Raw genomic sequence first — 22,143 nt, forward strand, 5'->3', positions numbered from 1 at the left:
CCTTGTCCGTTTTGTACAAGTGTATGCGCGCCTTAAAAAGTTATGATGCCTCGTCCATAAAAAAAAGCGTCTCTATATGTAGAGACACTTTTTCCTCTTGCTATACCATTTTCATTTGCTGATGAGATGTCGTATATTCTAGCTCTTCTCTCATCGCTAAAAAATCGTTTTCTAATGAAGAAAATAATCGTTTCATATCAGCGGATACTTCATGGTGGAAAACAATGCTGCCCTTTCCTGTATACGCGGAACGGCTGTCTTCATACCATGTATCCTTTTTCGGCGTAAAAAATTCTTCAATACATTGATGATAAATACGGTGAAGCGTCTGCTGCGCGGCTTGCTGAGGGAATGTCTGCTGCTGGCTGATTTTCCTGCAAACTGCCGCTGCATCCTCGCTGTACACTGCAAGCTTCCGTAATGTACTCAATATGTCACAATAATAGGCTTCCGCTTCAGGGTTTAATCGTTTCATGCTTGATAAGGTAGCTTCGTTCAGAAAACCATTCATTTCAGTTGCAACCTTTGATAAAAAGACGCCTGCTTGATCAACTTGAGCCTTTACATTCATATGTGCCATTTGTTTCGTGTTTACCTTCCCCTCATGGCTTTATTACCATTTTATCTGACATCAATAGATGTTAGACCTAAAATCTTTTTTATATTTTATCATACATTTTTAATTCTTTTGAACTATTTTATCTCTTCGAATGTTTGATTGAAGTTTTCAAAAAAAAGATCAGCCTCTTCTTGTACACCATCTGCTTCCACATTCTCTGGCAGCGGAGGTAATTCATCCAAGGCCTTTAAGCCAAACTGCTCTAAAAAGGTAGGTGTTGTCCCATAAAGAATCGCTCGCCCCGGGCCATCGGCACGTCCTACTTCACAGAGCAGTGCTTTGGCTACTAAACTATGAAGCACCCGCTCTGATTTGACTCCTCTGATCTCCTCTACCTCACTGCGTGTGATCGGCTGTTTATAAGAAACGATTGCGAGTACCTCAAGCGCTGCCTGTGACAAACCTTTGGATGGGGTCTCGACTAATTTTTTCAAATAAATGCTGTATTCTTTTTTCGTCAGCAGCATATATGAATCTGCATATTCAATGAGCTCAATCCCTCGTTCTTGTTTTTGATATTCTTCCTTTACGGCAGACATCATGTCGAGTAATGCTGCCTCTTCTACTTCAAGAACAGACATGAGCTGTTTTTTTGTTAAGCCTTCGTCACCTGCTGCATACAGCAGCGCTTCTATGATGGCTTTCCAATTCACGATATCAAGCGTCATGAATCGTTTCACTCCCTATTATATAAATGTCTTCAAAGTTTCCTTCCTGCTCTAACATGATTTGATGACTTTTCATCAATTCGAGAACAGCAAGAAACGTCACGACAAGGTGCTCCTTTTGATCATGTTGAAATAGAGTCATGAAATTGGTCCGCTTTTTCGTTTTTCTTAAATGGTTCATAATCTCATTCATTTTGTCTTCAATCGGGATTTCTTGTCTTGTAATCTTAGATGGTGCTGGTTTCGTTATTTTTTTTCGGTTCAATACCTTTTGGAACGCACCTAACATATCATACACCGTGACATGTAAGTTTGTGTCCTTCACTTCCGATTCTTTTGCAAATTCGCTTAAATCACTCGGAGGTTTTGTAAAGGCATTTTGCCTTTCTTCCTCGCGTTCCTTTAGTTCTTGTGCTGCATTTTTATACTTGCGGTATTCAATCAATTTGCCAATCAGCTCTTCTCGAGGGTCCTCTTCCTCTTCGAGCAGGTCTTCATCAAATAGCTCTTCCTCTTGTTTCGGAAGGAGCATTCTGCTTTTAATACTCAGGAGGGTTGCAGCCATCACCAAATATTCACTTGCCACATCAAGTTCAAGCTCCCTCATTGTGTGGACATATAATAAATACTGCTCCGTAATTTTAGCAACGGGAATATCATAAATATCGATTTCCAACCGGTTGATTAAATGTAAAAGTAAGTCCAAAGGACCTTCAAACGAATCTATTTTCACCTGATATTCCAGCATTTTTTTCTCACCATTTCTACTGTCTTCTAAGTACCGTTTCACCGGCTAACCTTTAGTATAAGACAGGATAAAGCTCTCGTCCAATATAATTTCGACCATGATGTCCTAGGCAAAACAAGAAAAACAGTGGTTCCGCCCATACCACTCAGGGCATTTATACATAGAATACCATTGTAAAACAGAACTGATGAAAAAGGAGGCCGTATCATTATGGGAGATGGCTATAACTTTAGCGGAGGTTTCGCGCTTATTGTCGTGCTTTTCATCTTGCTGATCATCGTTGGCGCGGCTTGGGTTTATTAAAGAAACAGAGCGTCCTTTTCACGAAGGGCGCTCTTTCTTCTTTTCTTTTCAATATGTTAGACTGAGAGTGGAAAAGGAGATGACCACTGTGTATCCTGAAGCGTACGTGGCTTTTTTACATGAATTTCATACGACAAGAGATTATTTTGAGTGTCATGAAATTCTTGAGGAATATTGGAAGGAAGACCCGCCTGAGCAGCGCAAAGAATATTGGGTTGGTTTCATTCAGCTTGCCGTTGCTTTGTATCATCAAAGACGGGGAAATGGAAAAGGGGCAAAACGGCTCATTTCAAACAGCCTCCACTTGCTGGAAGCAAACCGGCCCGTATTAGCGAACCTCGGTCTAGATGATGAGGCGTTTCTCATACTTCTGAGAACGCTAAAGAAGAAAATGAATGAAGACATGCCCTACGAAAGTGTGTTGCTCCCGATCAAAGATCAAGCGCTTCTTTCTTTATGCCAAGAAATGGCTCAAAAAGAAGGACTGACCTTTGGACAGGAGAGCAACTTATCCCACACATTTTTGATCGAAAAACATAGACTGCGTGACCGGACAGATGTATTGCTTGAACGAAAAAAGCAGATCGAACGTAAAAAAAGCAGAGGACTGTAGCCTCTGCTTTTACATGTGTGATATTTAATTTGTTTCGCTGTGACACTTATGAAAGAAGCCTTGCGTTAATTCATTTGGAATGAGTGTTTTGGTTTTGAATACCTCTTCCACGGCTAAAACCATTTCCTTGCCGATTCCTTGATCTCGATGGGATGGATTCACACTAATATGCTCGATTTGTACTTGGTCGTCTGTTTTCAACACACCAATGGCACCTACGATATCCTCGCCATCTTTCCAAAGGAACAGCTGCCGATTTTCATCCATTTCATATGACTTCATCGTCTGCTGAAGCTGTTTGACGTCTTTCTCACCCGGCATGAAGGAGAGTAGCCCCATGGCAATTTTTTCAAAAGACCTCTTATAACGAATTAACATATATACCCCTCAATATTCAAATTATCCTAATGTCCAGCAAATGTCTCACGAATCATTTGCTCATCACACATTATAAACATTTTTATACCGTTTTTAAACTCTTTTTCACTAAATTAACGAAAGGTTCGATTGAGATTCGCCATTTCAATGGCAGCTGCAGCCGATTCGCTGCCTTTATTTCCAGCTTTTGTGCCGGCTCTTTCGATGGCTTGTTCAATGGATTCTGTTGTTAGTACACCAAAGATAATCGGTACTCCTGTTGACATGGCACTTTGAGCAATTCCTTTAGCGGCTTCATTACAAACATAATCGTAGTGAGTTGTTGCGCCCCGGATTACGGTTCCTAGTGTAATGACGGCATCGTATTTCTTTGTTTCAGCTAGTTTTTTTGCCATGTACGGAATTTCAAAAGCACCCGGTACCCACACGACATCAATATCGTCACCGTTTGCTCCGTGTCTGAGCAATGTATCTTCTGCTCCGTCAAGCAGTTTACTTGTAATAAAGTCATTAAATCTCGCGACGACGATTGCAAATTTTAGTCCTTCTGCTACTACATGCCCTTGTATTGTATTCATATGTTGATCATCCTTTTTTGTGATTTTTATTTTGTTTCGATAGTTGCTGTTTCGTTATTGTTTAAATAGGTCTGCAATGCTTCGATTGTCAGCATCTTTAAACCGTGCTGTTTTTGGATCTCTTTTAGTTCGGGGACGCGCGCCATTGTGCCATCTACATTCATAATTTCACATATGACACCCGCTGGCTCTGAACCTGCCAGTTTCGCAAGATCTACCGCCGCCTCTGTATGACCTGGTCTTTCTAGTACACCGCCCTCTTTTGCAATGAGCGGAAACACATGACCTGGGCGGGCAAATTCTTCTGGTGTTGCGTCTTTATTTAACATGGCAAGCATGGTCGCAGAGCGCTCAAAAGCACTAATACCAGTCGTCGTTGTCACATGATCAATGCTCACTGTAAACGCTGTATGGTGTGCATCTGTATTTTGTTCTACCATTGGATGCAGGTTCAGGTGTTTGGCGATCGACGTATGGACCGGTGTACAAATGAGGCCTCTTCCATGTAAAGCCATAAAGTTAATAACTTCAGGCGTGGCATGCTCAGCAAGTGCCACAAAATCTCCTTCATTCTCTCTGTCTTCATCATCCACTACGATAATGATTTCTCCTTCTTTTAGAGCATATACTGCTTCTTCTACTGAATGATACATACAATCGCCTCCTAGAATCCGTGCTCTTTTAAAAATGATGGGGTCAATCGGGATGGCTGCTTTTCGCCTTGTTCTTTTGTTAAAAAGCGATAAATGTATTTGCCGATCATGTCACACTCTATATTCACAATCTCTCCCATAGATTTAGTCGGGAAAATAGTTCCTTCAAGCGTATGAGGAATAATAGAGACTGTGACGTGTGAATCTTGCAAATCGAAAATGGTTAAGCTGACACCATCTATTGCGATCGAACCCTTTTGCGTGAGCATATCTGTGAGGGTCTTGTCCATCTCCAAATCATAGTAAATAGCATTACTTTTCTTTTCTATTCGGGTAATGACTGCCGTTCCGTCAACATGGCCTGAGACAAAATGGCCGCCGAATCGTCCATTCGAGGACATGGCCCGCTCTAAATTCACTGGACTGCCTGATGTCAGCTGATCCAGTGATGTCGCTTTGACCGTCTCTGGCATCACATCTGCTGCGAACTGTGCTTTTGTAAAGCTTGTGACTGTAAGACATACACCATTGATCGCAATACTGTCTCCAAGGTGAACATCTTCCAGCACACGGCTGCACTTAATGACAATTTCCATGGCATCTGCTGACTTTTTACTTAATGACTGTACGGTGCCAACTTCTTCAATTATCCCCGTAAACATGTGATCCTCCCTTTCTTTTCATTTGTATTTCTCACTTTATAAAAAAGCGATGTTAGGGACATGTGATCGATTGAGCACCTTCGTCGCTTTTTAAGGTCCATACAAGGTAGATGAGGGATCACCTAATAAACACTGCATGCCGGTCTATTAACTACATGTACATACAGAAAGCCCCGGAAAAAATTCCGGGGCTTTGGCTTTTTTGCATCAGAAATAAAACTATGATCAACAAATATTTTTCGTTCATAGCTTTCTTTATCCTTCTCCCATCCAGACTTTCACTGTCGGCTTCAGCTTTTCACTGAATCAACCGTTAATAAATTAACGGGTCACGGGCTGTAAAGCATTTGCTTTATTACCGTCGGTCGGGATTTTCACCCTGCCCCGAAGGATACAATCGATATTTAGCTGTCCTTAGGGGCTATTATAGCGATCCTTGTTGTCAAATGCAACAATCAAGATTTCTCACAAAAAAAGTCTCCTTATAGGAAAGGAGACTTGTTAATTAACGACTTTTACTACTTTTATAAGTCCATCTATTCTTTTTTCATTACTAAAGTAGGCTTTAATACGATCGCCTTTCTTCAAGTCGGCCACATCATCTTCGAATTTCTTTCCATTAAAAATGATTTTTGTGCCGTTTTTTGCTTGACCGTAATATTCATCTCCATCAATTTTCGTAATGGTATATTCATAGATGGTATAATCTTTATCATTATTTGTTAAGCTTTCACCAATGGCTGTTGGCACATCTTCAATTTTCATGCCATTCATGTATAAATAACCTGCGCCTAAACAAAGCAGTAAAACAAATAAGACGGCAATTTTCAATTTAATTTTCCCCATATTTAGAACCTCCATCATCTGCACTTCGCCTATTTGTATGTTTTATTCCTTCTTTTGATGAAATAAAACCAAAAAAGCTGATTTCCATTAATGGTTACTTATATAACGATTGAGTTGGACCTTTGGTTCCACCTTTTCATCATTACATATGATACGAATATGCGTTCTTTATTAAGGGGGTCTCTTTCCTCTTTATCCGTTAGTAGGGCGCACACCATTGATGATCATCTTTTTTCGAGTGCGAATAGATCTTCCTCTAACAATTGCGATCTCTGAACAGCAATGTTCCGGCTGTCACGAACCCCTTGATTATAATAGTAACTTCCAAGATTTTTTGTGATAAATTCTAGTATATTAATGGCTGCTAATTCACCAATCTCTTCTTCTCGTTCTTCGGCAAAGTAACGCTGAATGGCAATCATCATTTGATTTTTTTCTTCTTTTGTTAATGGTTTCAAATTATCTCCTGCTTTCTTTCAGCATGAAACACGCTTTTTTAATTTGCACTGACATCTGTTTTTCAGTTGAATGTGGCGACACCCACAAATGCGAATATTTGTTCTCTTATCATATCACAAAATCGAGTTCTGTCCATAACTGTCCTAAAAGAAAAAGCGTGTTTTGATAGCTTGATCAAAATACGCTTTCCCTATATTGACTGTTTTCCACGTAGACTGTTTATTTCAATATGGAAAGTATCGTCGCTACAGAATGATCTACAAATGAACGCTCTGGACGAGATTTCATGAGGACGGTAAGTCCAATGAAAGAAACGACCAGTGTCTGTGCTAAAGCTTTAGCATTCAGACTGCTTTCGAGCTCACCCGAGCGAATACCTTGAACAATCCTTTCTTCAAAAATGACCGAAAGATACATCTGATGCTCTCTTGTAAGAATTTCAAATTTCTCTTCGTGTGGCGCAAGTTCCACTATTGTATTGATGCAAAAACATCCTTTACTCGGACCATCTCTATATTCCTCTTCTACTAAATCTGCAAATAATGCATGAAATGCTTCCTTTGCAGAAAGATTGCTTTGAAGTTTTGTTCGAATATGGCCAGCATGCTGCTTTGTATATTTGCGTAATGCGGCCTCAAATAATTCCTCTTTATCTCCAAAAGCTGAGTATAAGCTTGGCCGCTGTATTCCCATTTTTGCAGTCAAATCGCTTAATGTAGTGGCCCTATACCCCTTTTCCCAAAAAAGCACCATTGCCTCATCCAACGCTTTTTCCTTATCAAATTCCCGTTGTCGAACCATCAGCAATTCCTCATTTCAACAATAAAATTTCTTCACAAAGTCAGCCATCTATTTCTTGATATTATTCTCTATTTGGTTACCAATCGGTACATTATAATTTTATTTTATTGACGTACTAATGTCAAATTGCCTTACCCTCTCAAGATCAGCATCAATTAACTGTATCTAATTCTTGACTTTAAAACGTTTTGTTGGTTATCCTTAACAGGAATCATAATATACCGACCGGTATATTATACTTTTTAGTACAAAAGGAGACGATGAAATGCATGGTGAAAGAAAAAATCATTTCCATTGAACATCTTGATATGGAAACGACTCATTTACCAATCAAACCGAGATCAACGATGACTCGCTATATGGCACTGCTGTTTGCGATAGCCTGCGGGATGGCAGTTGCAAACATATACTTTGCACAACCGTTATTAGACTCCCTCGCATCCGAATTTGGTATCACCTATTCATCCATTGGCATGGTCATTACGATTACTCAGCTTTGTTATGCGCTGGGACTGCTACTGATAGTACCACTTGGTGATCTATTGAATAGACGCCGGCTCATCATTGGTCAGATGCTTTTATCCGTGTTGTCTCTCATTCTAGTCGGCATCGCTCCTATCGTCACCGTCCTCTTTATAGGATTAGCTGTGGTCGGACTGCTTGCTGTGGTCACTCAAGTACTCGTAGCGTTCGCAGCGACTTGGGCCGCTCCAGAAGAGCGCGGTCGTATTGTTGGCTTGGTGCAAAGTGGAATCGTGATCGGGATTCTTCTCGCACGAACGTTTGCTGGTGTACTAACCGATCTCGCCGGCTGGAGGTCAGTCTACCTAGTTTCTGCCATTATGATGCTTATCATAACTGGCGTGTTGTTCCGAATTCTCCCGGGTGATGACAGCGAAAGAGAGTCATTATCCTATGCAAACCTGCTTCGTTCAATGTTTACATTGTTCAGACAAGAACGAATCCTGCGCATCCGTGGAATTCTGACTCTTCTTATTTTTATTGTGTTTGGTACGTTATGGACTTCGCTCGTGCTGCCCCTCAGTACCACGCCATTCTCTCTTTCACATACTGCTATTGGCGCATTTGGCCTTGCTGGAGTAGCCGGAGCATTAGGTGCTGCTCGGGCTGGGAGTCTTGCTGATCGAGGTTTAGGACAGTTCACAACCTGCATTGCCCTTGTCCTATTGCTCGTTTCATGGTTTTTCATCGGTTTGGTTAAGCATTCACTTATTGCATTAGTCATTGGTATTATCATTCTTGACCTATCTGTGCAGGCCGTACACGTGACCAATCAGAGTATGATTTTCACTGTGCGGCCTGAGGCGAGAAGCCGGCTTACTGCTGCTTATATGATTTTTTACTCCATCGGCAGTGCGACTGGTTCTATTGTTTCAACCAGCATCTACGCAAACGATGGCTGGATCGGGGTATGTTTATTTGGTGCCTCTGTCAGTGCCATTGCCCTTTTGTATTGGATCATCACCTACCGCCTCACGGAACAAATAACCGTAAAATCAGATTTAACATAAAAAAACACCGCGATTAAGCGGTGTTTTGGATTAAGCATCGACAACTTCGACTTTTTCCATACCTTGGCCTTGTTCCATATCTAGAACAGCCTCGATACCAGATGTTACTTTGCCAAAAACAGTGTGAACACCGTTTAAATGCGGCTGAGGGTCATGTACGATAAAGAATTGGCTGCCGCCTGTATCTTTACCAGCATGCGCCATTGATAATGAACCTCTTTCGTGTTGATGTGGATTCCCTTCTGTTTCACATTTAATTGTGTAACCAGGACCACCAGTTCCATTACCGTTTGGATCGCCGCCTTGGCTTACGAAGCCTGGGATGACGCGGTGGAATTTCAATCCATCGTAGAAGCCTTCATTCGCTAATTTTTCAAAGTTTGCTACTGTACCTGGAGCAGCCTCTGGGTATAGTTCAAACTCAATTTTCTTACCATTCGTTAGTTGTATGTATCCTTTTTTCGCCATTTTTCACATTCTCCTTTCAGGTTAAACAACGCTCATTATAGCACATTTTCGGTGATGTTAAACATCCCCTGCTCTTTGATTGTGATTTACCTCTTTTCTTAGGATTGATACAATGGAAGAGCTTGATCCTTTTTTCCTATTAAATTGATGACAGACTGTGCAACATGTCTTCATTATATTGGAAAAGGAAAACATCTTAAAAAGAAAATTGAAACGTCGAATCGATTTGTTACGTCTATATGATGGAGTGCATTTCTTTACGTGTGCTCAAAAGATGAGTTTCTCTTGAAAGAGGAACCCTTTCGACTTGAAGGAGGTCAACATGTTTAAAAAATCAATGCTTGGTATGATGGCAGCGCTCCTTTTCCTAATTGGTGCGCCAAAAGTCAGCTTAGCGGATGCAGCTGTCGGCGATGTCATCGTCACACTTGGGCAAGACTTAACTCCGGCTGATCGCCAGAAGGTGCTTGACGAGTTGAATCCACCTGAAAATGCGACAAAAATTGAAGTAACCAATAAAGAAGAGCATGAATATTTAGGAAAGTATATCCCTCGTTCTTCTATCGGGACGAGAGCATTATCATCTTCATCTATCACCATTGAAAAATCAGGTACTGGTCTGACTGTGGATACACATAACATCAAGACCATTACAGATGAGATGTATTTAAATGCTTTAATGACAGCCGGTGTCAAGGATGCCAAGGTTGTCGTGACTGCGCCGTTTGAAGTTTCTGGTACAGCCGCACTGACGGGTCTATTAAAAGCCTATGAAGTGTCAAGCGACAAAGCCATTCCAGAAGATGTGAAACAGGTAGCAAACGAAGAGCTTGTGACAACTTCTAAATTGGGTGACTCCATCGGGAAAGACAATGCTTCTGCCCTTATTGCAAAAATCAAGGATGACATTGCGAAAAATGGTGTCCCTAAAACAACAAAAGAAGTCGAAGAAAAAGTGGATCAGGCTGCTTCTGATTTAAACTTAAATCTAACGCAAGATCAAAAGGATCAGCTTGTTTCACTATTCGATAAAATGAAGAACATCAATATCGATTGGAGCCAAGTAGGATCTCAAATCGATAAAGCAAAAGACAAGATTACGAAATTCATAGAATCAGATGAAGGGAAAAACCTTCTTCAAAAGATTTGGGATTTCTTTGTCTCCATTTGGAACGCAATCGTCTCTGTATTTACTGGAGGAAAATAAGTCATCATAAAAAGCTGCCTGTACATCAGGCAGCTTTTTTACGTAGATGATTTCACTTTTGATTGATACGGTAAATCAAGTTTGACAATATCAGCATATGTTTCGCGTTCAACGACAAGCTGCGCTTCCCCGTCTTCTACAAATACAACAGCCGGGCGCGGGATGCGGTTATAGTTGTTTGACATACTGTAGCCGTAAGCTCCGGTACAAAAGACAGCTAATAAATCTCCTTGTGATAACTCTGGCAAATCGATATCCCAAATGAGCATATCTCCGCTTTCACAGCATTTCCCTGCAATGGAAACCGTTTGATCATGCGTTTGGCTCATTTTGTTGGCACTTGCCGCTTCATATTTCGCTTGATATAAAGCTGGACGAATGTTGTCACTCATTCCCCCATCTACCGCAACATAATCGCGAATGCCAGGTACATGTTTTGATGAGCCGATCGTATAAAGCGTTGTCCCTGCATCTCCAACGAGAGAGCGGCCTGGCTCAATCCAAATTTCCGGCATATCAAACTCATAGCGGGCTACGTTCTCTTTTACAGCTTGGATAATTTTCTCGACGTATTCTGTCGCAGGAAGTGGTTCATCTTCTTCTGTATAACGGATACCAAAGCCGCCGCCTAAGTTTAACACGGTCGAAATAAAACCAAATGATTCTCTCCATTCATCTAGCTTCAAAAAGATTTTATCTGCTGCAAGGACAAAACCAGCCGTATCAAAAATTTGTGAACCGATATGGCAATGAACGCCTAAAAGCTCGATCACTTCTGATCCAAGCACTTGTTTCACCGCTTCATCTGCTTGTCCATTGTGAAGGTCAAAGCCAAATTTGGAATCCTCTTGGCCTGTTGTAATGTAATCATGTGTATGCGCTTCGACACCTGGTGTAATACGGAGCAGCACTTTCACCTGTTTTGACAGCTCTTGACCAAGCTCTTCAATGAGCTTCATTTCGTAGAAATTATCTACGACAATACAGCCGATCTCGTGCTCTAACGCCATTTTCAATTCTTCCCTGCTTTTATTGTTGCCATGGAAATGAATTTTTTCTACCGGAAACCCGGCGCAAATGGCTGTGTGAAGCTCCCCTCCTGATACGACATCAAGAGATAATCCTTCTTCCTTGGCAAGCTGAAACATGGCGATGGAGGAAAATGCTTTACTCGCATATGCTACCTGCGCTGTTAACTCTTCTTCTATAAATGCTTTTTGAAAGCTTTTTGCACGCTCCCGTATTAAAGCCACATCATATACATAAAGTGGTGTCCCATACGTTTCAGCTAAAGAAACGGCATCAACACCACCAATTTCTAAATGACCGAGTTCATTTTGTCTGCAAGTGCCGTGTAAATACAATGTCATTCCCTCTTTCTCCGCCTCGGCTGAAAAAAGACAGCTGCGTGAGCTGCCTTTTGCCGTTTCTCAAAGTTAAAAATACAATATCACAATCTTCAGCCACTTTCAATGAGCGTTAAGAATTTGGCGGAATTTTTGATCTGTTTTGAGGGTGAACGATGCTTGGCCTTACTTTTGAGCCAGGAACAGACGTCCGAATTAACACTTGCCATAAAGCTTTCCCATTAAAAGGAAGAAACGGCCACATATAAGGCGTCTGCAATGAACGTATGGATGTTAAATATATGATTAACAACGTAAAACCAATGATGAGTCCATTCAGCTTAAAGATCGCCACGAGTGCTAGTATGATGAGTCGTACAATCTTATTGGCGACACTCAGCTCATAGCTTGGCGTTGTAAATGTCCCGATAGCCGCTAGTGAGACGTATAAGATGACCTCTGGCGTAAATAAACCGACATCAATGGCGATTTGTCCAATTAAAACAGCCGCAATCAGCCCCATGGCGGTCGACAAAGCGGTTGGCGTATGAATCGCTGCCATCCTTAAAAATTCCACCCCAAAATCAGCAAGGAATACTTGTAATATGACCGGTATATGAGAAGGTTTATTAAAGCCAATATAGCTTAAATGATCCGGCAGAAGACTTGGTTCGAGGATAAACAGAAACCAAATCGGTAAAAGAAACGTTGAACATAAAATGCCTAAAAAGCGTACCCATCTTAGGAACGTACCAACTGCAGGTGCCTGGCGGTATTCTTCTGCGTGCTGAACGTGGTGAAAAATGGTGGTTGGCGTAATGATGACACTAGGAGATGTATCCGTAATGATGATGACATGACCTTCTAGTATATGGTTAGCGGCGACATCTGGACGCTCGGTGTAGCGTACAAGGGGAAAGGGATTGTATCCTTGTTTAATAATGAATTCTTCAATCGTTTTATCAGACATCGTCAGCCCATCGACTTTGATTCCTGATACTTCTTTCTCTATAATATCGACAAGATCTGGGTCCGCAATATCTTCAATGTAGCAAACACATACATCCGCTTTCGAACGTTCGCCTACTTTGAGCATTTTGTATCTCAGTTTTTCATCTCGCACCCGTCTTCGTATGAGCGCTGTATTGACAATAATGTTTTCAACAAAGCCGTCTCTTGCGCCCCGGACAACCTTTTCTGTATCCGGCTCCTCTGGCATTCTGCCAGGATAGCTTCTGACATCAATGATAAATGCGTAGTTTTCACCTTCTACTACAACTGCCACAAGCCCCGACAGTACTTGGTCTACCGCTTCATCGAGCGTTTCAACCTTTGAGACCTGCTGATTGACTAGACGGTTCTCGACCACACGTGCCAGATCATCTGATTCAGGTTCGTTGTCATTGATTTCAATTAGCTCTTTTAATAAGTAGATGACATACTGTGTATCACACAGTCCGTTTACATAGTAAAGTTGGATTTCCTGATCGTGTATATAAATTTTCCGCACGCCAAGGTCAAAGCTGAGACCCATTCCGACATTTTCCTTGAAGTAATCTTCATTTTTCTTCGGGTCTCGGTACACGTTTACCTTGTCTTTCTTCATGGAAACCACTCCTTTCTAAAATTAATTCAACTGCTTTCATTGTGATCGGAGATCCCTTGCTCAGATCATCTTTACGTCCCATTTTGCCAATATCTCCAATCCCAACAACAAACGGAAGATGGAGCGAGTCAAGACAATACACTGTATCCCCGCTCATTTTATGAGGCTCCATTTCAGGAAGACCATGCTTGTCGACACCGTATTCTGTCAGTTCACCCTCCCGGTCAATGGAAACATGAACTTTTGTCCATTCAGCTTGATGCGTTTTGGATGCAACGGCGATCGCTCCTATGACTTCAATTTCAGGGTGACGCGCCACATGCTTCATCGCTGTCTCTCCTGTTCCTTCACCTGTCAGGCCAGAGTCATCAAACATGACAAACACTGGATCATACGGCGTTTTTAAAATCATCTGTACAAGTTCAGGCCCTGTCCGTTTGCTTGGATTTCCTTTTGAGCTGGAAATACATCGTCCACCGACTTTTTTAGCAGCAAGCTCAATGGTTTTGGCAGCATATATATCTCCGTCTGTCACTAAAATGACTTTCCGTCTTTGCCCCATATTAGGTTATCCTTTCGGTTTAAAGATAAGAGCGATAATAAATGAGAATAAAATCGCAGCTGATATTCCAGCAGAAGTTAATTCAAAAATACCGATCCCGATTCCGATGAACCCGTGTACATCTGCCTGATGCATCGCCCCATGAAGCAAGCTATGACCAAAGCTGACGATTGGTACGGTTGCGCCCGCACCTGCAAATTCAATAAATTTATCATAAATACCGAATCCGTCTAAGATGGTACCCGCCACAACAAAGGTGGTCATGACATGTGCAGGCGTAAGTTTGAGTACGTCTAGTAAAAGCTGGCCAATGACGCAAATAAGTCCGCCTGCAACAAAAGCGATAAGATAATCCATTAGCTCTCTCCTCCTGCACGCTCAAATACGACACCGTGCGCAATGGTTGGAATGGTCTCTTTTTGCTGGACCATCGTCGGGCTGAGAAGTGCCCCGGTTGCGACAACCAGTACTCTTTGCAAATTCCCTGCCTTCATTTCTTGAAAGATGTGACTGAATGTCACAATAGCTGAACAAGCACAGCCGCTGCCTCCAGCGAACACGTTTTGATCGGGTGTATAGATGATTAATCCGCAATCATCGTGCTTTCGGCCGAGCTGAATGCCGTCTTCTTTGAGCAGATCCTTTAAGATCGGTGAGCCAATGCCAGATAGATCACCTGTTAAAATAAGATCGTAATCGTCAACCGTTCTCTCTAGATCTTCTAAATGCTGCTTGATGGTATCTGCTGCTGCCGGTGCCATTGCGGACCCCATGTCAAATGGATCTGTAATCCCAAGATCCATAACTCGTCCCACAGTTGCGCTTGTAATTTGAATTTGGGAGGGCTCTTGGCTGATAATAACGGCCCCGCTCCCAGTCACTGTACTTGTCGCTGTATCTGGTTTTTGTCCGCCGTATTCTGTCGGATTACGAAATTGGCGTTCTGCCGTCGCATTATGACTGCTTGTCGCAGCAATGGCTCTTTTTGCAAAACCACCATCTACTAATGCCGAAGCAATGGCGACCGATTCCATTGATGTGGAGCATGCTCCAAATAAACAAAGAAACGGGATTTTAAGTTCTCTTGCCACATAGTTTGCTGTGACGTTTTGATTCAGTAAGTCTCCTGCCAGCAAAAGATCAACATCGCTTTTTTGCAAATTTGCTTTTGATAAAGCGGTTGATATCGCATCATCCATGAGCTGCCTTTCAGCCATTTCCCAGTTCTTTTGATAACAATGCATTTCGTCGTATGTTTTATCAATAAGATGACCGATCGGGCCTTCTTTTTCTTTCGGTCCTGCAGCTGTTCCTTCTGCATTGACATAAAGCTTGTGCTCAAATACCCAAGATTGTTTACCTGTTAGTTTCACGTTTCATTCCTCCTACGAAAACGCCTTTTCCAAGATGTATCGAATGATCCCTACGACATATGCCGAGACGACACCAAAAACAATGACGTTCCCAGCAAGCTTAAACATATTCGTGGCTACACCTAACACAAGCCCTTCACTTCTATGTTCAAGAGCAGCACTTGTCATGCTGTTTGCAAACCCTGTCACCGGGACAGCGGATCCCGCTCCAGCAAACTGGCCGATTCTATCGTAAATACCGATACCAGTTAATATAGAAGAAATTAAAATGAGGGTCGCTACGGTTGGGTTCCCTGCTGTCTTTTCATTAAAATCAAAAAAGTGAATATAGAAATTTTGCAGCCCCTCGCCTATGGCACAGATCAATCCACCAACAAGAAAAGCCTTGATGCAGTTGAGGACATAAGGAGGTTTAGGCTGATACGTTTTCACCTTAGATGGATAGTTCTCTTTTAAACTCGACACGTGTTGTTCCCTCCAAATTCTTAAATATAAATTAGCCAATGAAATAGTGAACCAAATACCTTTCCTAAGACAATGGCCATGAGAAGCAAAACAATTTTCCCGTCCATTCCAATTCTTTTCGTTAATATAGGAAGTACATTTAATACTTCAGTCAGCGCAGCTGCAAGCATGCCGACGAAGATGCCCGCTAAAAGACCGATCGGAAGTGCCAGCCATTTGGATAAATGCAAATGTATTGGACTTAAGGTTGCCCAGCCGCCAACGACCGCCCCGCTGATGACAGCCGCCTCGTACCCTTGTATGAAGCGCTGCGTTTTGGTTAATTGCATTAAACGAGGGATGATGCCCAGCACTGTGAGAAATGCCACAAATCCTGCTCCTACCGTTAAACCGCCGCCAAGTCCAACAAGCACGACAAAAAGCCACTTACCGATCATGAATGTCTTTCATTGTCTCTTTATTTTCTTTGAGGGCGACATAATGATCGAGATCGAGCTGATATTTAAACATTTCCACTTCAAGCGGACTTGGTTCTTCATTTAAACGCTTTTTAAATACATGATTGAAAAATAAAATCATGCCGAAGCCTAGTCCGAAGCTATATGGAATTTGCAATAAATAAGGATGCTCAACCGTTTTTCCTGTGATCATTTCATATAGGCGGATATGAACGAGCCGCATACTGACATCCTCGTGGAAATTCATAATGGCAAGCGCCGCTCCGACAAATAACAGGAGCCATACAAACACAAATAAAACGGGAGAAAGCTGGCGTTTGCCTGTATCAATTTCGACAATGGCCTCAGCGCCTCCAACGGTTTGAATGTCGATGTCTGGCCATGTTTTTTTGATCGTTTTGACCACATGCATGATATCAAGAACGGCGATGTGACGATCCTTTTTACTGACATGATATATCGGCATTTTGCTAAGCTTTTGCACAGCAAACTCATCACCAGTGATTTGGGCGATATCTTCTAAATAAACAAGCTGATCATTACCGGTCTTGATTCGATGGCGCAGCCGAAGAAAGATTTGTCCGTCCATCCAAGTCACTTCCTATACGATGGGTTAAAAATAGTATGTGGTGAAAAATGGTTCTCATACTGATAGAACTTGATTTACCGGTAATTACCACACAAAAAAAGCCAGCCTAATTGGCTAGCTGTCTTTTTGATCCATTTGCATTTGGATTTGTTTTAAAATTTTCTTTTCAAGCCGCGAGACTTGTACTTGTGAAATACCGAGCCTCTCTGCTACCTCAGATTGTGTTTGGTCTTTATAATATCTTAAGTACACAATGAGTTTTTCTCGTTCTTCTAATTCCTTGATCGCTTCTTTCAGAGCGATTTTATCAAACCATCTTTCTTCTGAATGATCCGCAATTTGATCAAGCAATGTAATCGGGTCTCCGTCATTTTCATACACGGTTTCATGAATCGATGTCGGTGAGCGGACCGCTTCTTGGGCGAGGACGACATCCTCTGGTGTGATATCAAGATATTCGGCAATTTCCTGGACAGTGGGCATTCTTCCGTGAGACTTAGACAATTCATCTCTTGCCCGCCGAATTTTATTTCCAAGTTCTTTTAGTGACCGGCTCACTTTGACTGTTCCATCATCACGAATGAATCGCTGGATTTCACCAATGATCATTGGAACAGCGTAGGTCGAAAACTTCACATCATATGACAAATCAAATTTATCAACAGATTTCAGCAGTCCAATACAGCCAATCTGAAACAAATCATCTGGTTCATATCCTCTATTTAAAAAGCGCTGAACAACGGACCAAACAAGACGCATGTTTTTTTCTACGAGGAGGTCTCTTGCTTGCTGATCACCGTCTTGGCTTTTTTTGATGAGCTCTTTGACTTCATCATTTGACAGCTGGGCTTTTTTTGCTTGCTTTTTTACCTCCACATCCATATGAGCAGCTCCTTTAATTACAAAGCGCTTTGCTTTTTGATAGATGCTTTGTTAAACGGATGGTCGTGCCCATTTCTGGAGATGAGTCTATCATGACATCATCCATAAAATTCTCCATGATGGTAAAGCCCATTCCAGAGCGTTCTAAGTCTGGTTTTGTGGTGAATAGCGGCTGTCTTGCTTCTTCAAGATCTGTAATGCCCATGCCTTCGTCACGGATGGTGAGGTACACAACATGGTCATCAAGTGTGACATGGATATGCACCTTGCCATCTGGATTTCCATCATAGCCATGGATAATGGAGTTTGTCACCGCCTCTGACACAACGGTTTTGATTTCTGTTAATTCATCTAATGTCGGATCAAGCTGGGCGATAAACGCTGCGACTGTCACCCTCGCAAAGGATTCATTTTGACTTAAAGCAGAGAAGGTCAGGTTCATTTCATTCCTCATGATGCCACCCCCAATGTTTGCAATGCCGTTTGCTCTGAAGGCTCCATACGGATGATTTTAAATAAGCCAGACATATCAAATAATCGGTTCACTGCTGGCGAGATAGCACAGACGACCATTTCTCCGCCAAGCTGCTTAATTTCTTTATATCTTCCTAAAATCACTCCGAGACCTGAGCTGTCCATAAACGTTAAATCAGCCAAATTCAGCACGATGTGGCGAATGTCCTCTGTTTCCAAATAATTCGTCACCTTTTGTCTCAATGTTTCTGCGGAGTGATGATCAAGCTCTCCTGTTAACCGAATGCAAAGTACGCTCTCTTTTACTTGAAAATCAATTTCAAGGCTCATCTTTTTATTCCTCCTTGCTCTAATTTCGGATAAAGATTGTTTCTCTTTTTTATCAAGTAAATCCTTCACCATGACAAAACTAGTGACCATTCGTCACATTTAGATGTTCTTTTCTTCTTACTCATAGCAAAAAGACTGCCAATTACAGCAGCCTTTCACATTTTATTTCCATTTCACAAATTCCGCCATCGCTCGTTTCAAGAAAGTCCAAACGCCTGCTTTTTCCATTCCTTCTTTAGCTTCTACAGGGCTTTCATGCAGCACTTTTCCGTCTTTTTTCAAGACAATTGTACCTAGTTCCGTTCCTTTTGAGAATGGGGCCGTGACATCCTGAGACAATTTGATTTCTTTTTTAATCTGATCCACATTTTCGCCTTTTTTCGTTAAAAGGGAGATTGGCTCAGAGGTGACAAGCTGAATTTTTTTCTTTTTCCCTTTGCTTACCTTGATCTCCGCTACGTCTTGTCCTCGTTTGTAAAGCGGGTGAGTGGTGTATTGACTAAATGCATAGTCTAACATTTTGACCACTTGAGCGTTTCTGTCTTTCGGTGTACTTGCGCCGAAGACAACTGCAATGACGCGCATGTTGCCTTTTTTAGCGGATGCAGTTAAACAGTATTTGGCTTCGCCTGTAAAACCTGTTTTCAACCCATCGACTCCTGGATAAAATTTAATCAATCGGTTCGTATTCACAAGCCAGAATTTTTTATCCGTGTTTTGACGGAGATAGTCTTCGTAGACCCCTGTGAATTTAGTGATTTGTTCATATTTCAACAGCTCTTTTGCCATTTTTGCCATATCATGAGCTGTACTGTAATGGTCTTTTTCAGGAAGTCCTGTTGGGTTTTGAAAGACCGTAGAGGTGAGGCCGAGTTCTTTTGCCTTTTTGTTCATTTGCTCCACAAACTGTTCTTCAGACCCTGCAATATGCTCTGCCATGGCAACTGAAGCATCATTTCCTGACGCAATCGCAATGCCTTTCATCATTTCTTTCACGGTCATTTCTTCTCCAGGCTCAAGGAAGATTTGTGACCCTCCCATTGATGCTGCATAGTCACTTGTTCTAACCTTGTCAGTCATTTTCAGTTTTCCTTGATCAATGGCTTCCATGATGAGAAGCATCGTCATGATTTTGGTCATACTTGCGGGTGCAAGCTTTTCATCGCTGTTTTTGTTGTAAAGCACTTTTCCCGTGTCACGTTCTATTAAGATCGCTGATTTGGCTTCGTGCACCAATTCTGATGTTTGTTTTTCTCCTGGTTTTTCAATCTTTTCTTTTGCTATCGCTGATGGTGAAACCATTGAGATAAGGATCATTAAAATAAACAATGCACATATATGACGTTTCAAGTGGCAGACCTCCATTATCGTAATCCTTTCTATTTTTTCCTCATACAGGCTGTTTTATTCAGAGATCGTATGATTGCCATAAAAAAACCTTCTGTCGATAAAACAGAAGGCTTCTTGAAACATGCTATGAGAGTTGTTTGACTACATCTTTTACTAAATCAAGGAAACTCGCTTTCACTTTTTCCGTTACTTCAATGACTTCATCATGAGACAGCGGCTGATCTAAAATACCTGATGCCGCATTAGAAATGCATGAAATACCAAGCACTTTGATTCCTGCATGACGCGCAACAATCACCTCTGGAACAGTTGACATGCCTACAGCATCTGCTCCAAGTGTTCTGAGGAAACGAACTTCAGCCGGTGTTTCATATGAAGGACCTGTCATCCCTGCATAAACACCATGCTGTACAGATATACCTAAGCGCTGAGCTGTTTCTTCTGCAAGTGCCAGCAAATCTTTATCGTATGGGGCAGACATATCAGGGAAACGAACACCTTGACTGTCATTTGGTCCAATTAATGGATTGGTCCCCATCATATTGATATGATCTGTAATCAGCATGAGATCGCCTGGATGGAAGGATGTATTCACACCGCCGGCTGCATTTGTCACAATGCATGTCTCAATGCCAATTTCTTTCATCACACGGACTGGAAACGTCACTTGCTTCATATCATATCCTTCATAGAAGTGAAAACGTCCTTGCATAGCACATACGACAGTGCCTTTCAGCGTCCCGATGACGAGCTGTCCTGCATGACCCTCTACTGTTGAAACAGGGAATCCAGGAATATCTTCATATTTCAATTTGATTGGATTTTCAATCTCATCTGCTAAAATGCCAAGCCCTGAACCTAAGATCAATCCAACTGTTGGTACGTTTGTCGATGCTTGTTTAATGTATGCCGCCGCTTCTGAAAACTGTGCTCCCACGAGATTTCCCCCTATTTGAGTTTAGATAAAAAGCTTGTGCCGTATTTTGGCATGGCTGACTTGAAATTGTCTGCAACTGTTGCTCCAAGATCAGCAAAGGTTTTTGCTGTTGGCAGTTCATTTGCTCCCTGATGCTTTTTGCTGTAAGCAATGAGCGGAACGTATTCTCTTGTATGATCTGTTCCGTGATGAACAGGGTCATTTCCATGATCTGCTGTGATCACAAGGAGATCATCCTCTTTCAACAGGTCAAACACTTCAGGAAGTCGTGCGTCAAATTCCTCTAATGCTTTTCCGTAGCCCTCTGGATCTCTTCTATGTCCGTAAAGAGCGTCAAAATCAACAAGGTTTAAAAAGCTGAGTCCTGTAAAGTCTGTTTTAAGTGTATCGACCAGCTTGTCCATTCCATCCATGTTCGATTTTGTTCTAAGAGAAGATGTGATTCCTTCGCCATCATAAATATCAGAGATTTTGCCGATTGCAATCACATCGAGCCCATCATCTTTCAGCTCATTCATAACTGTACGGTCAAATGGTTTTAAAGCATAGTCATGGCGGTTTGGTGTTCTGACAAATGCGCCAGGCTCCCCGACAAACGGACGAGCGATAATACGTCCAACCATATACTTTTCATCTAATGTGAGTTCACGTGCAATTTCACAAATACGGTAAAGTTCATCTAAAGGCACCACTTCTTCGTGCGCAGCAATTTGCAGCACAGAATCCGCAGATGTATAGACGATTAGATCGCCTGTTTTCATGTGCTCTTCGCCAAGCTCGTCTAAAATTTCAGTACCAGACGCAGGTTTATTTCCAATAATGCCTCTGCCTGTTTTTTCTTTTAGTTCATTTAATAGTTCATCTGGGAATCCGTCTGGAAAGACTTTGAACGGTGTGTCTATGTAAAGACCCATGATTTCCCAGTGTCCTGTCATTGTGTCTTTACCATTTGATGCTTCTTGCATTTTCCCATAATACGCAAGCGGCTTTTCATCCGCTGGAATTCCTTTGATTTCTTTAATATGGCTCAGCCCAAGCTTCGCCATATTCGGCATATGAAGCCCGTTCATTTTTTCAGCAATATGTCCTAGTGTATCTGCACCTACATCATTAAATTCAGAAGCATCGGGTGCTTCCCCAATTCCTACTGAATCCATTACGACGAGGAAAATGCGTTTATACTGATAATCAGGCATTAAAAAGCGCCTCCTTCAATATTCTTGTCTTTTGACCTTT

Annotated in this window: 28 protein-coding genes, 1 pseudogene and 1 riboswitch; of the genes and pseudogenes, 4 read left to right on the plus strand and 25 right to left on the minus strand. The window is 41.9% G+C overall.

All coding sequences use genetic code 11. The features are described 5' to 3' along the window. Nucleotides 1-100: 100 nt before the first annotated feature. From C6344_RS06330 to C6344_RS06340, 3 genes are all read right to left on the minus strand, one after another. The gene (locus tag C6344_RS06330; protein WP_034661124.1) at nt 101-580 is read right to left on the minus strand and encodes a YpuI family protein; all 480 of its coding nucleotides are present in this window, start codon (nt 578-580) and stop codon (nt 101-103) included. Nucleotides 581-693: 113 nt separating this feature from the next. Then, complete coding sequence (gene scpB / locus C6344_RS06335; RefSeq protein ID WP_034661126.1) at nt 694-1,287, minus strand: SMC-Scp complex subunit ScpB; 594 nt, start codon at nt 1,285-1,287, stop codon at nt 694-696. Beyond that, on the minus strand, nt 1,277-2,035 hold the full coding sequence (locus C6344_RS06340) for a segregation/condensation protein A (protein ID WP_034661986.1): 759 nt from the start codon (nt 2,033-2,035) through the stop codon (nt 1,277-1,279). The genes scpB and C6344_RS06340 overlap by 11 nt, the downstream gene beginning before the upstream one ends. Before the next feature lie 210 nt (nt 2,036-2,245). Here C6344_RS06340 and C6344_RS06345 point away from each other — a divergent pair, with 210 nt between their 5' ends. Both C6344_RS06345 and C6344_RS06350 read left to right on the plus strand, forming a co-directional pair. Beyond that, entirely contained in the window at nt 2,246-2,338 is a 93-nt protein-coding gene (locus tag C6344_RS06345) for a YjcZ family sporulation protein (RefSeq protein WP_106048330.1), read from the plus strand. Between the two features lie 88 nt (nt 2,339-2,426). Continuing rightward, on the plus strand, nt 2,427-2,951 hold the full coding sequence (locus C6344_RS06350) for a DUF309 domain-containing protein (protein ID WP_034661127.1): 525 nt from the start codon (nt 2,427-2,429) through the stop codon (nt 2,949-2,951). A gap of 24 nt (nt 2,952-2,975) precedes the next feature. Here C6344_RS06350 and C6344_RS06355 read toward each other — a convergent pair whose 3' ends face one another. The 7 genes and pseudogenes from C6344_RS06355 to C6344_RS06390 all read right to left on the minus strand — a co-directional run bounded on the left by C6344_RS06355 (nt 2,976) and on the right by C6344_RS06390 (nt 7,328). Further along, nucleotides 2,976-3,329 (minus strand): GNAT family N-acetyltransferase, encoded by a 354-nt coding sequence (locus C6344_RS06355; protein ID WP_003215830.1) that lies wholly within the window; start codon nt 3,327-3,329, stop codon nt 2,976-2,978. A gap of 113 nt (nt 3,330-3,442) precedes the next feature. Continuing rightward, nucleotides 3,443-3,907: a 6,7-dimethyl-8-ribityllumazine synthase gene (gene ribH, locus C6344_RS06360; RefSeq protein ID WP_060596841.1), complete on the minus strand. Its 465-nt coding sequence runs from the start codon at nt 3,905-3,907 to the stop codon at nt 3,443-3,445. A 47-nt stretch (nt 3,908-3,954) separates the two neighbouring features. Then, nucleotides 3,955-4,560: pseudogene (gene ribB, locus C6344_RS06365) on the minus strand (3,4-dihydroxy-2-butanone-4-phosphate synthase); the annotation flags it as partial. Nucleotides 4,561-4,571: 11 nt separating this feature from the next. Beyond that, nucleotides 4,572-5,222 carry a riboflavin synthase gene (ribE, locus tag C6344_RS06370; protein WP_060596762.1) on the minus strand — a complete coding sequence of 217 codons (651 nt, stop codon included), beginning with the start codon at nt 5,220-5,222 and terminating at the stop codon, nt 4,572-4,574. Nucleotides 5,223-5,476: 254 nt separating this feature from the next. Further along, a riboswitch (FMN riboswitch) is annotated at nt 5,477-5,618 on the minus strand. Between the two features lie 105 nt (nt 5,619-5,723). Further along, complete coding sequence (locus C6344_RS06375) at nt 5,724-6,068, minus strand: hypothetical protein (protein WP_034318777.1); 345 nt, start codon at nt 6,066-6,068, stop codon at nt 5,724-5,726. A 224-nt stretch (nt 6,069-6,292) separates the two neighbouring features. Continuing rightward, nucleotides 6,293-6,526, minus strand: coding sequence for a DUF2164 domain-containing protein (locus tag C6344_RS06380; protein ID WP_003215556.1), 234 nt, complete (start codon nt 6,524-6,526; stop codon nt 6,293-6,295). Between the two features lie 220 nt (nt 6,527-6,746). Then, nucleotides 6,747-7,328: a TetR/AcrR family transcriptional regulator gene (locus C6344_RS06390; RefSeq protein ID WP_034661130.1), complete on the minus strand. Its 582-nt coding sequence runs from the start codon at nt 7,326-7,328 to the stop codon at nt 6,747-6,749. A 269-nt stretch (nt 7,329-7,597) separates the two neighbouring features. Here C6344_RS06390 and C6344_RS06395 point away from each other — a divergent pair, with 269 nt between their 5' ends. Further along, nucleotides 7,598-8,860, plus strand: a complete 1,263-nt coding sequence (locus C6344_RS06395; protein WP_106072831.1) for an MFS transporter — start codon at nt 7,598-7,600, stop codon at nt 8,858-8,860. A gap of 30 nt (nt 8,861-8,890) precedes the next feature. On the opposite strand, the gene C6344_RS06400 is transcribed toward C6344_RS06395, so the two are convergent. Continuing rightward, a complete protein-coding gene (locus tag C6344_RS06400; protein WP_008359679.1) occupies nt 8,891-9,328 on the minus strand; it encodes a peptidylprolyl isomerase in 438 nt (145 codons plus the stop codon). Nucleotides 9,329-9,650: 322 nt separating this feature from the next. On the opposite strand from C6344_RS06400, the gene C6344_RS06405 reads away from it, so the two are divergent. Further along, complete coding sequence (locus C6344_RS06405) at nt 9,651-10,535, plus strand: DUF1002 domain-containing protein (RefSeq protein ID WP_034661133.1); 885 nt, start codon at nt 9,651-9,653, stop codon at nt 10,533-10,535. A 38-nt stretch (nt 10,536-10,573) separates the two neighbouring features. Here C6344_RS06405 and lysA read toward each other — a convergent pair whose 3' ends face one another. The 14 genes from lysA to deoB all read right to left on the minus strand — a co-directional run bounded on the left by lysA (nt 10,574) and on the right by deoB (nt 22,103). After that, nucleotides 10,574-11,899, minus strand: a complete 1,326-nt coding sequence (gene lysA / locus C6344_RS06410) for a diaminopimelate decarboxylase (RefSeq protein WP_060596764.1) — start codon at nt 11,897-11,899, stop codon at nt 10,574-10,576. 115 nt (nt 11,900-12,014) lie between these two features. Further along, on the minus strand, nt 12,015-13,487 hold the full coding sequence (locus C6344_RS06415; RefSeq protein ID WP_034661136.1) for a spore germination protein: 1,473 nt from the start codon (nt 13,485-13,487) through the stop codon (nt 12,015-12,017). After that, entirely contained in the window at nt 13,441-14,049 is a 609-nt protein-coding gene (gene spoVAEA, locus C6344_RS06420) for a stage V sporulation protein SpoVABEA (protein WP_034661137.1), read from the minus strand. The genes C6344_RS06415 and spoVAEA overlap by 47 nt, the downstream gene beginning before the upstream one ends. A gap of 6 nt (nt 14,050-14,055) precedes the next feature. Beyond that, entirely contained in the window at nt 14,056-14,406 is a 351-nt protein-coding gene (gene spoVAE, locus C6344_RS06425) for a stage V sporulation protein AE (RefSeq protein ID WP_007501045.1), read from the minus strand. Next, nucleotides 14,406-15,422: a stage V sporulation protein AD gene (gene spoVAD / locus C6344_RS06430; protein ID WP_060596766.1), complete on the minus strand. Its 1,017-nt coding sequence runs from the start codon at nt 15,420-15,422 to the stop codon at nt 14,406-14,408. Before spoVAD ends, spoVAE begins: the two co-directional genes overlap by 1 nt. Nucleotides 15,423-15,434: 12 nt before the next feature. Next, complete coding sequence (gene spoVAC / locus C6344_RS06435; RefSeq protein WP_034661140.1) at nt 15,435-15,887, minus strand: stage V sporulation protein AC; 453 nt, start codon at nt 15,885-15,887, stop codon at nt 15,435-15,437. A gap of 20 nt (nt 15,888-15,907) precedes the next feature. Further along, nucleotides 15,908-16,324, minus strand: a complete 417-nt coding sequence (locus C6344_RS06440) for a stage V sporulation protein AB (protein WP_034661142.1) — start codon at nt 16,322-16,324, stop codon at nt 15,908-15,910. Further along, the gene (locus C6344_RS06445; protein WP_060596767.1) at nt 16,314-16,934 is read right to left on the minus strand and encodes a stage V sporulation protein AA; all 621 of its coding nucleotides are present in this window, start codon (nt 16,932-16,934) and stop codon (nt 16,314-16,316) included. The genes C6344_RS06440 and C6344_RS06445 overlap by 11 nt, the downstream gene beginning before the upstream one ends. A 114-nt stretch (nt 16,935-17,048) precedes the next feature. Beyond that, complete coding sequence (gene sigF, locus C6344_RS06450) at nt 17,049-17,816, minus strand: RNA polymerase sporulation sigma factor SigF (RefSeq protein ID WP_060596768.1); 768 nt, start codon at nt 17,814-17,816, stop codon at nt 17,049-17,051. Nucleotides 17,817-17,829: 13 nt separating this feature from the next. Beyond that, the gene (gene spoIIAB / locus C6344_RS06455; RefSeq protein WP_034661145.1) at nt 17,830-18,270 is read right to left on the minus strand and encodes an anti-sigma F factor; all 441 of its coding nucleotides are present in this window, start codon (nt 18,268-18,270) and stop codon (nt 17,830-17,832) included. After that, nucleotides 18,267-18,620, minus strand: coding sequence for an anti-sigma F factor antagonist (gene spoIIAA, locus C6344_RS06460; RefSeq protein ID WP_034661146.1), 354 nt, complete (start codon nt 18,618-18,620; stop codon nt 18,267-18,269). Before spoIIAA ends, spoIIAB begins: the two co-directional genes overlap by 4 nt. Before the next feature lie 162 nt (nt 18,621-18,782). Continuing rightward, entirely contained in the window at nt 18,783-19,937 is a 1,155-nt protein-coding gene (locus C6344_RS06465; protein ID WP_374955737.1) for a D-alanyl-D-alanine carboxypeptidase family protein, read from the minus strand. A gap of 157 nt (nt 19,938-20,094) precedes the next feature. Further along, entirely contained in the window at nt 20,095-20,907 is an 813-nt protein-coding gene (locus C6344_RS06470) for a purine-nucleoside phosphorylase (RefSeq protein WP_034661149.1), read from the minus strand. A gap of 11 nt (nt 20,908-20,918) precedes the next feature. Next, nucleotides 20,919-22,103 (minus strand): phosphopentomutase, encoded by a 1,185-nt coding sequence (gene deoB, locus C6344_RS06475; RefSeq protein ID WP_066030705.1) that lies wholly within the window; start codon nt 22,101-22,103, stop codon nt 20,919-20,921. Nucleotides 22,104-22,143 lie beyond the last annotated feature (40 nt).

It is taken from the genome of Bacillus sp. GBSW19 (assembly GCF_002998655.1).
Taxonomy (GTDB): domain Bacteria; phylum Bacillota; class Bacilli; order Bacillales; family Bacillaceae; genus Bacillus.

What these genes read in the sequence shown, in the direction of transcription:
- C6344_RS06340 (WP_034661986.1), bottom strand. Translation starts at nt 2,035, where the DNA reads ATGCTGGAATATCAGGTGAAAATAGATTCGTTTGAAGGTCCTTTGGAC.
- spoVAEA (WP_034661137.1), bottom strand. Translation starts at nt 14,049, where the DNA reads ATGGGGCAAAGACGGAAAGTCATTTTAGTGACAGACGGAGATATATAT.
- ribE (WP_060596762.1), bottom strand. Translation starts at nt 5,222, where the DNA reads ATGTTTACGGGGATAATTGAAGAAGTTGGCACCGTACAGTCATTAAGT.
- spoIIAA (WP_034661146.1), bottom strand. Translation starts at nt 18,620, where the DNA reads ATGAGCCTTGAAATTGATTTTCAAGTAAAAGAGAGCGTACTTTGCATT.
- C6344_RS06345 (WP_106048330.1), top strand. Translation starts at nt 2,246, where the DNA reads ATGGGAGATGGCTATAACTTTAGCGGAGGTTTCGCGCTTATTGTCGTG.
- C6344_RS06390 (WP_034661130.1), bottom strand. Translation starts at nt 7,328, where the DNA reads ATGGTTCGACAACGGGAATTTGATAAGGAAAAAGCGTTGGATGAGGCA.
- C6344_RS06395 (WP_106072831.1), top strand. Translation starts at nt 7,598, where the DNA reads ATGGTGAAAGAAAAAATCATTTCCATTGAACATCTTGATATGGAAACG.
- spoIIAB (WP_034661145.1), bottom strand. Translation starts at nt 18,270, where the DNA reads ATGAGGAATGAAATGAACCTGACCTTCTCTGCTTTAAGTCAAAATGAA.
- C6344_RS06465 (WP_374955737.1), bottom strand. Translation starts at nt 19,937, where the DNA reads ATGATCCTTATCTCAATGGTTTCACCATCAGCGATAGCAAAAGAAAAG.
- scpB (WP_034661126.1), bottom strand. Translation starts at nt 1,287, where the DNA reads ATGACGCTTGATATCGTGAATTGGAAAGCCATCATAGAAGCGCTGCTG.
- C6344_RS06445 (WP_060596767.1), bottom strand. Translation starts at nt 16,934, where the DNA reads ATGGACGGACAAATCTTTCTTCGGCTGCGCCATCGAATCAAGACCGGT.
- ribH (WP_060596841.1), bottom strand. Translation starts at nt 3,907, where the DNA reads ATGAATACAATACAAGGGCATGTAGTAGCAGAAGGACTAAAATTTGCA.
- sigF (WP_060596768.1), bottom strand. Translation starts at nt 17,816, where the DNA reads ATGGATGTGGAGGTAAAAAAGCAAGCAAAAAAAGCCCAGCTGTCAAAT.
- C6344_RS06375 (WP_034318777.1), bottom strand. Translation starts at nt 6,068, where the DNA reads ATGGGGAAAATTAAATTGAAAATTGCCGTCTTATTTGTTTTACTGCTT.
- C6344_RS06415 (WP_034661136.1), bottom strand. Translation starts at nt 13,487, where the DNA reads ATGAAGAAAGACAAGGTAAACGTGTACCGAGACCCGAAGAAAAATGAA.
- spoVAE (WP_007501045.1), bottom strand. Translation starts at nt 14,406, where the DNA reads ATGGATTATCTTATCGCTTTTGTTGCAGGCGGACTTATTTGCGTCATT.
- C6344_RS06330 (WP_034661124.1), bottom strand. Translation starts at nt 580, where the DNA reads ATGGCACATATGAATGTAAAGGCTCAAGTTGATCAAGCAGGCGTCTTT.
- deoB (WP_066030705.1), bottom strand. Translation starts at nt 22,103, where the DNA reads ATGCCTGATTATCAGTATAAACGCATTTTCCTCGTCGTAATGGATTCA.
- C6344_RS06405 (WP_034661133.1), top strand. Translation starts at nt 9,651, where the DNA reads ATGTTTAAAAAATCAATGCTTGGTATGATGGCAGCGCTCCTTTTCCTA.
- C6344_RS06400 (WP_008359679.1), bottom strand. Translation starts at nt 9,328, where the DNA reads ATGGCGAAAAAAGGATACATACAACTAACGAATGGTAAGAAAATTGAG.
- C6344_RS06440 (WP_034661142.1), bottom strand. Translation starts at nt 16,324, where the DNA reads ATGATCGGTAAGTGGCTTTTTGTCGTGCTTGTTGGACTTGGCGGCGGT.
- C6344_RS06355 (WP_003215830.1), bottom strand. Translation starts at nt 3,329, where the DNA reads ATGTTAATTCGTTATAAGAGGTCTTTTGAAAAAATTGCCATGGGGCTA.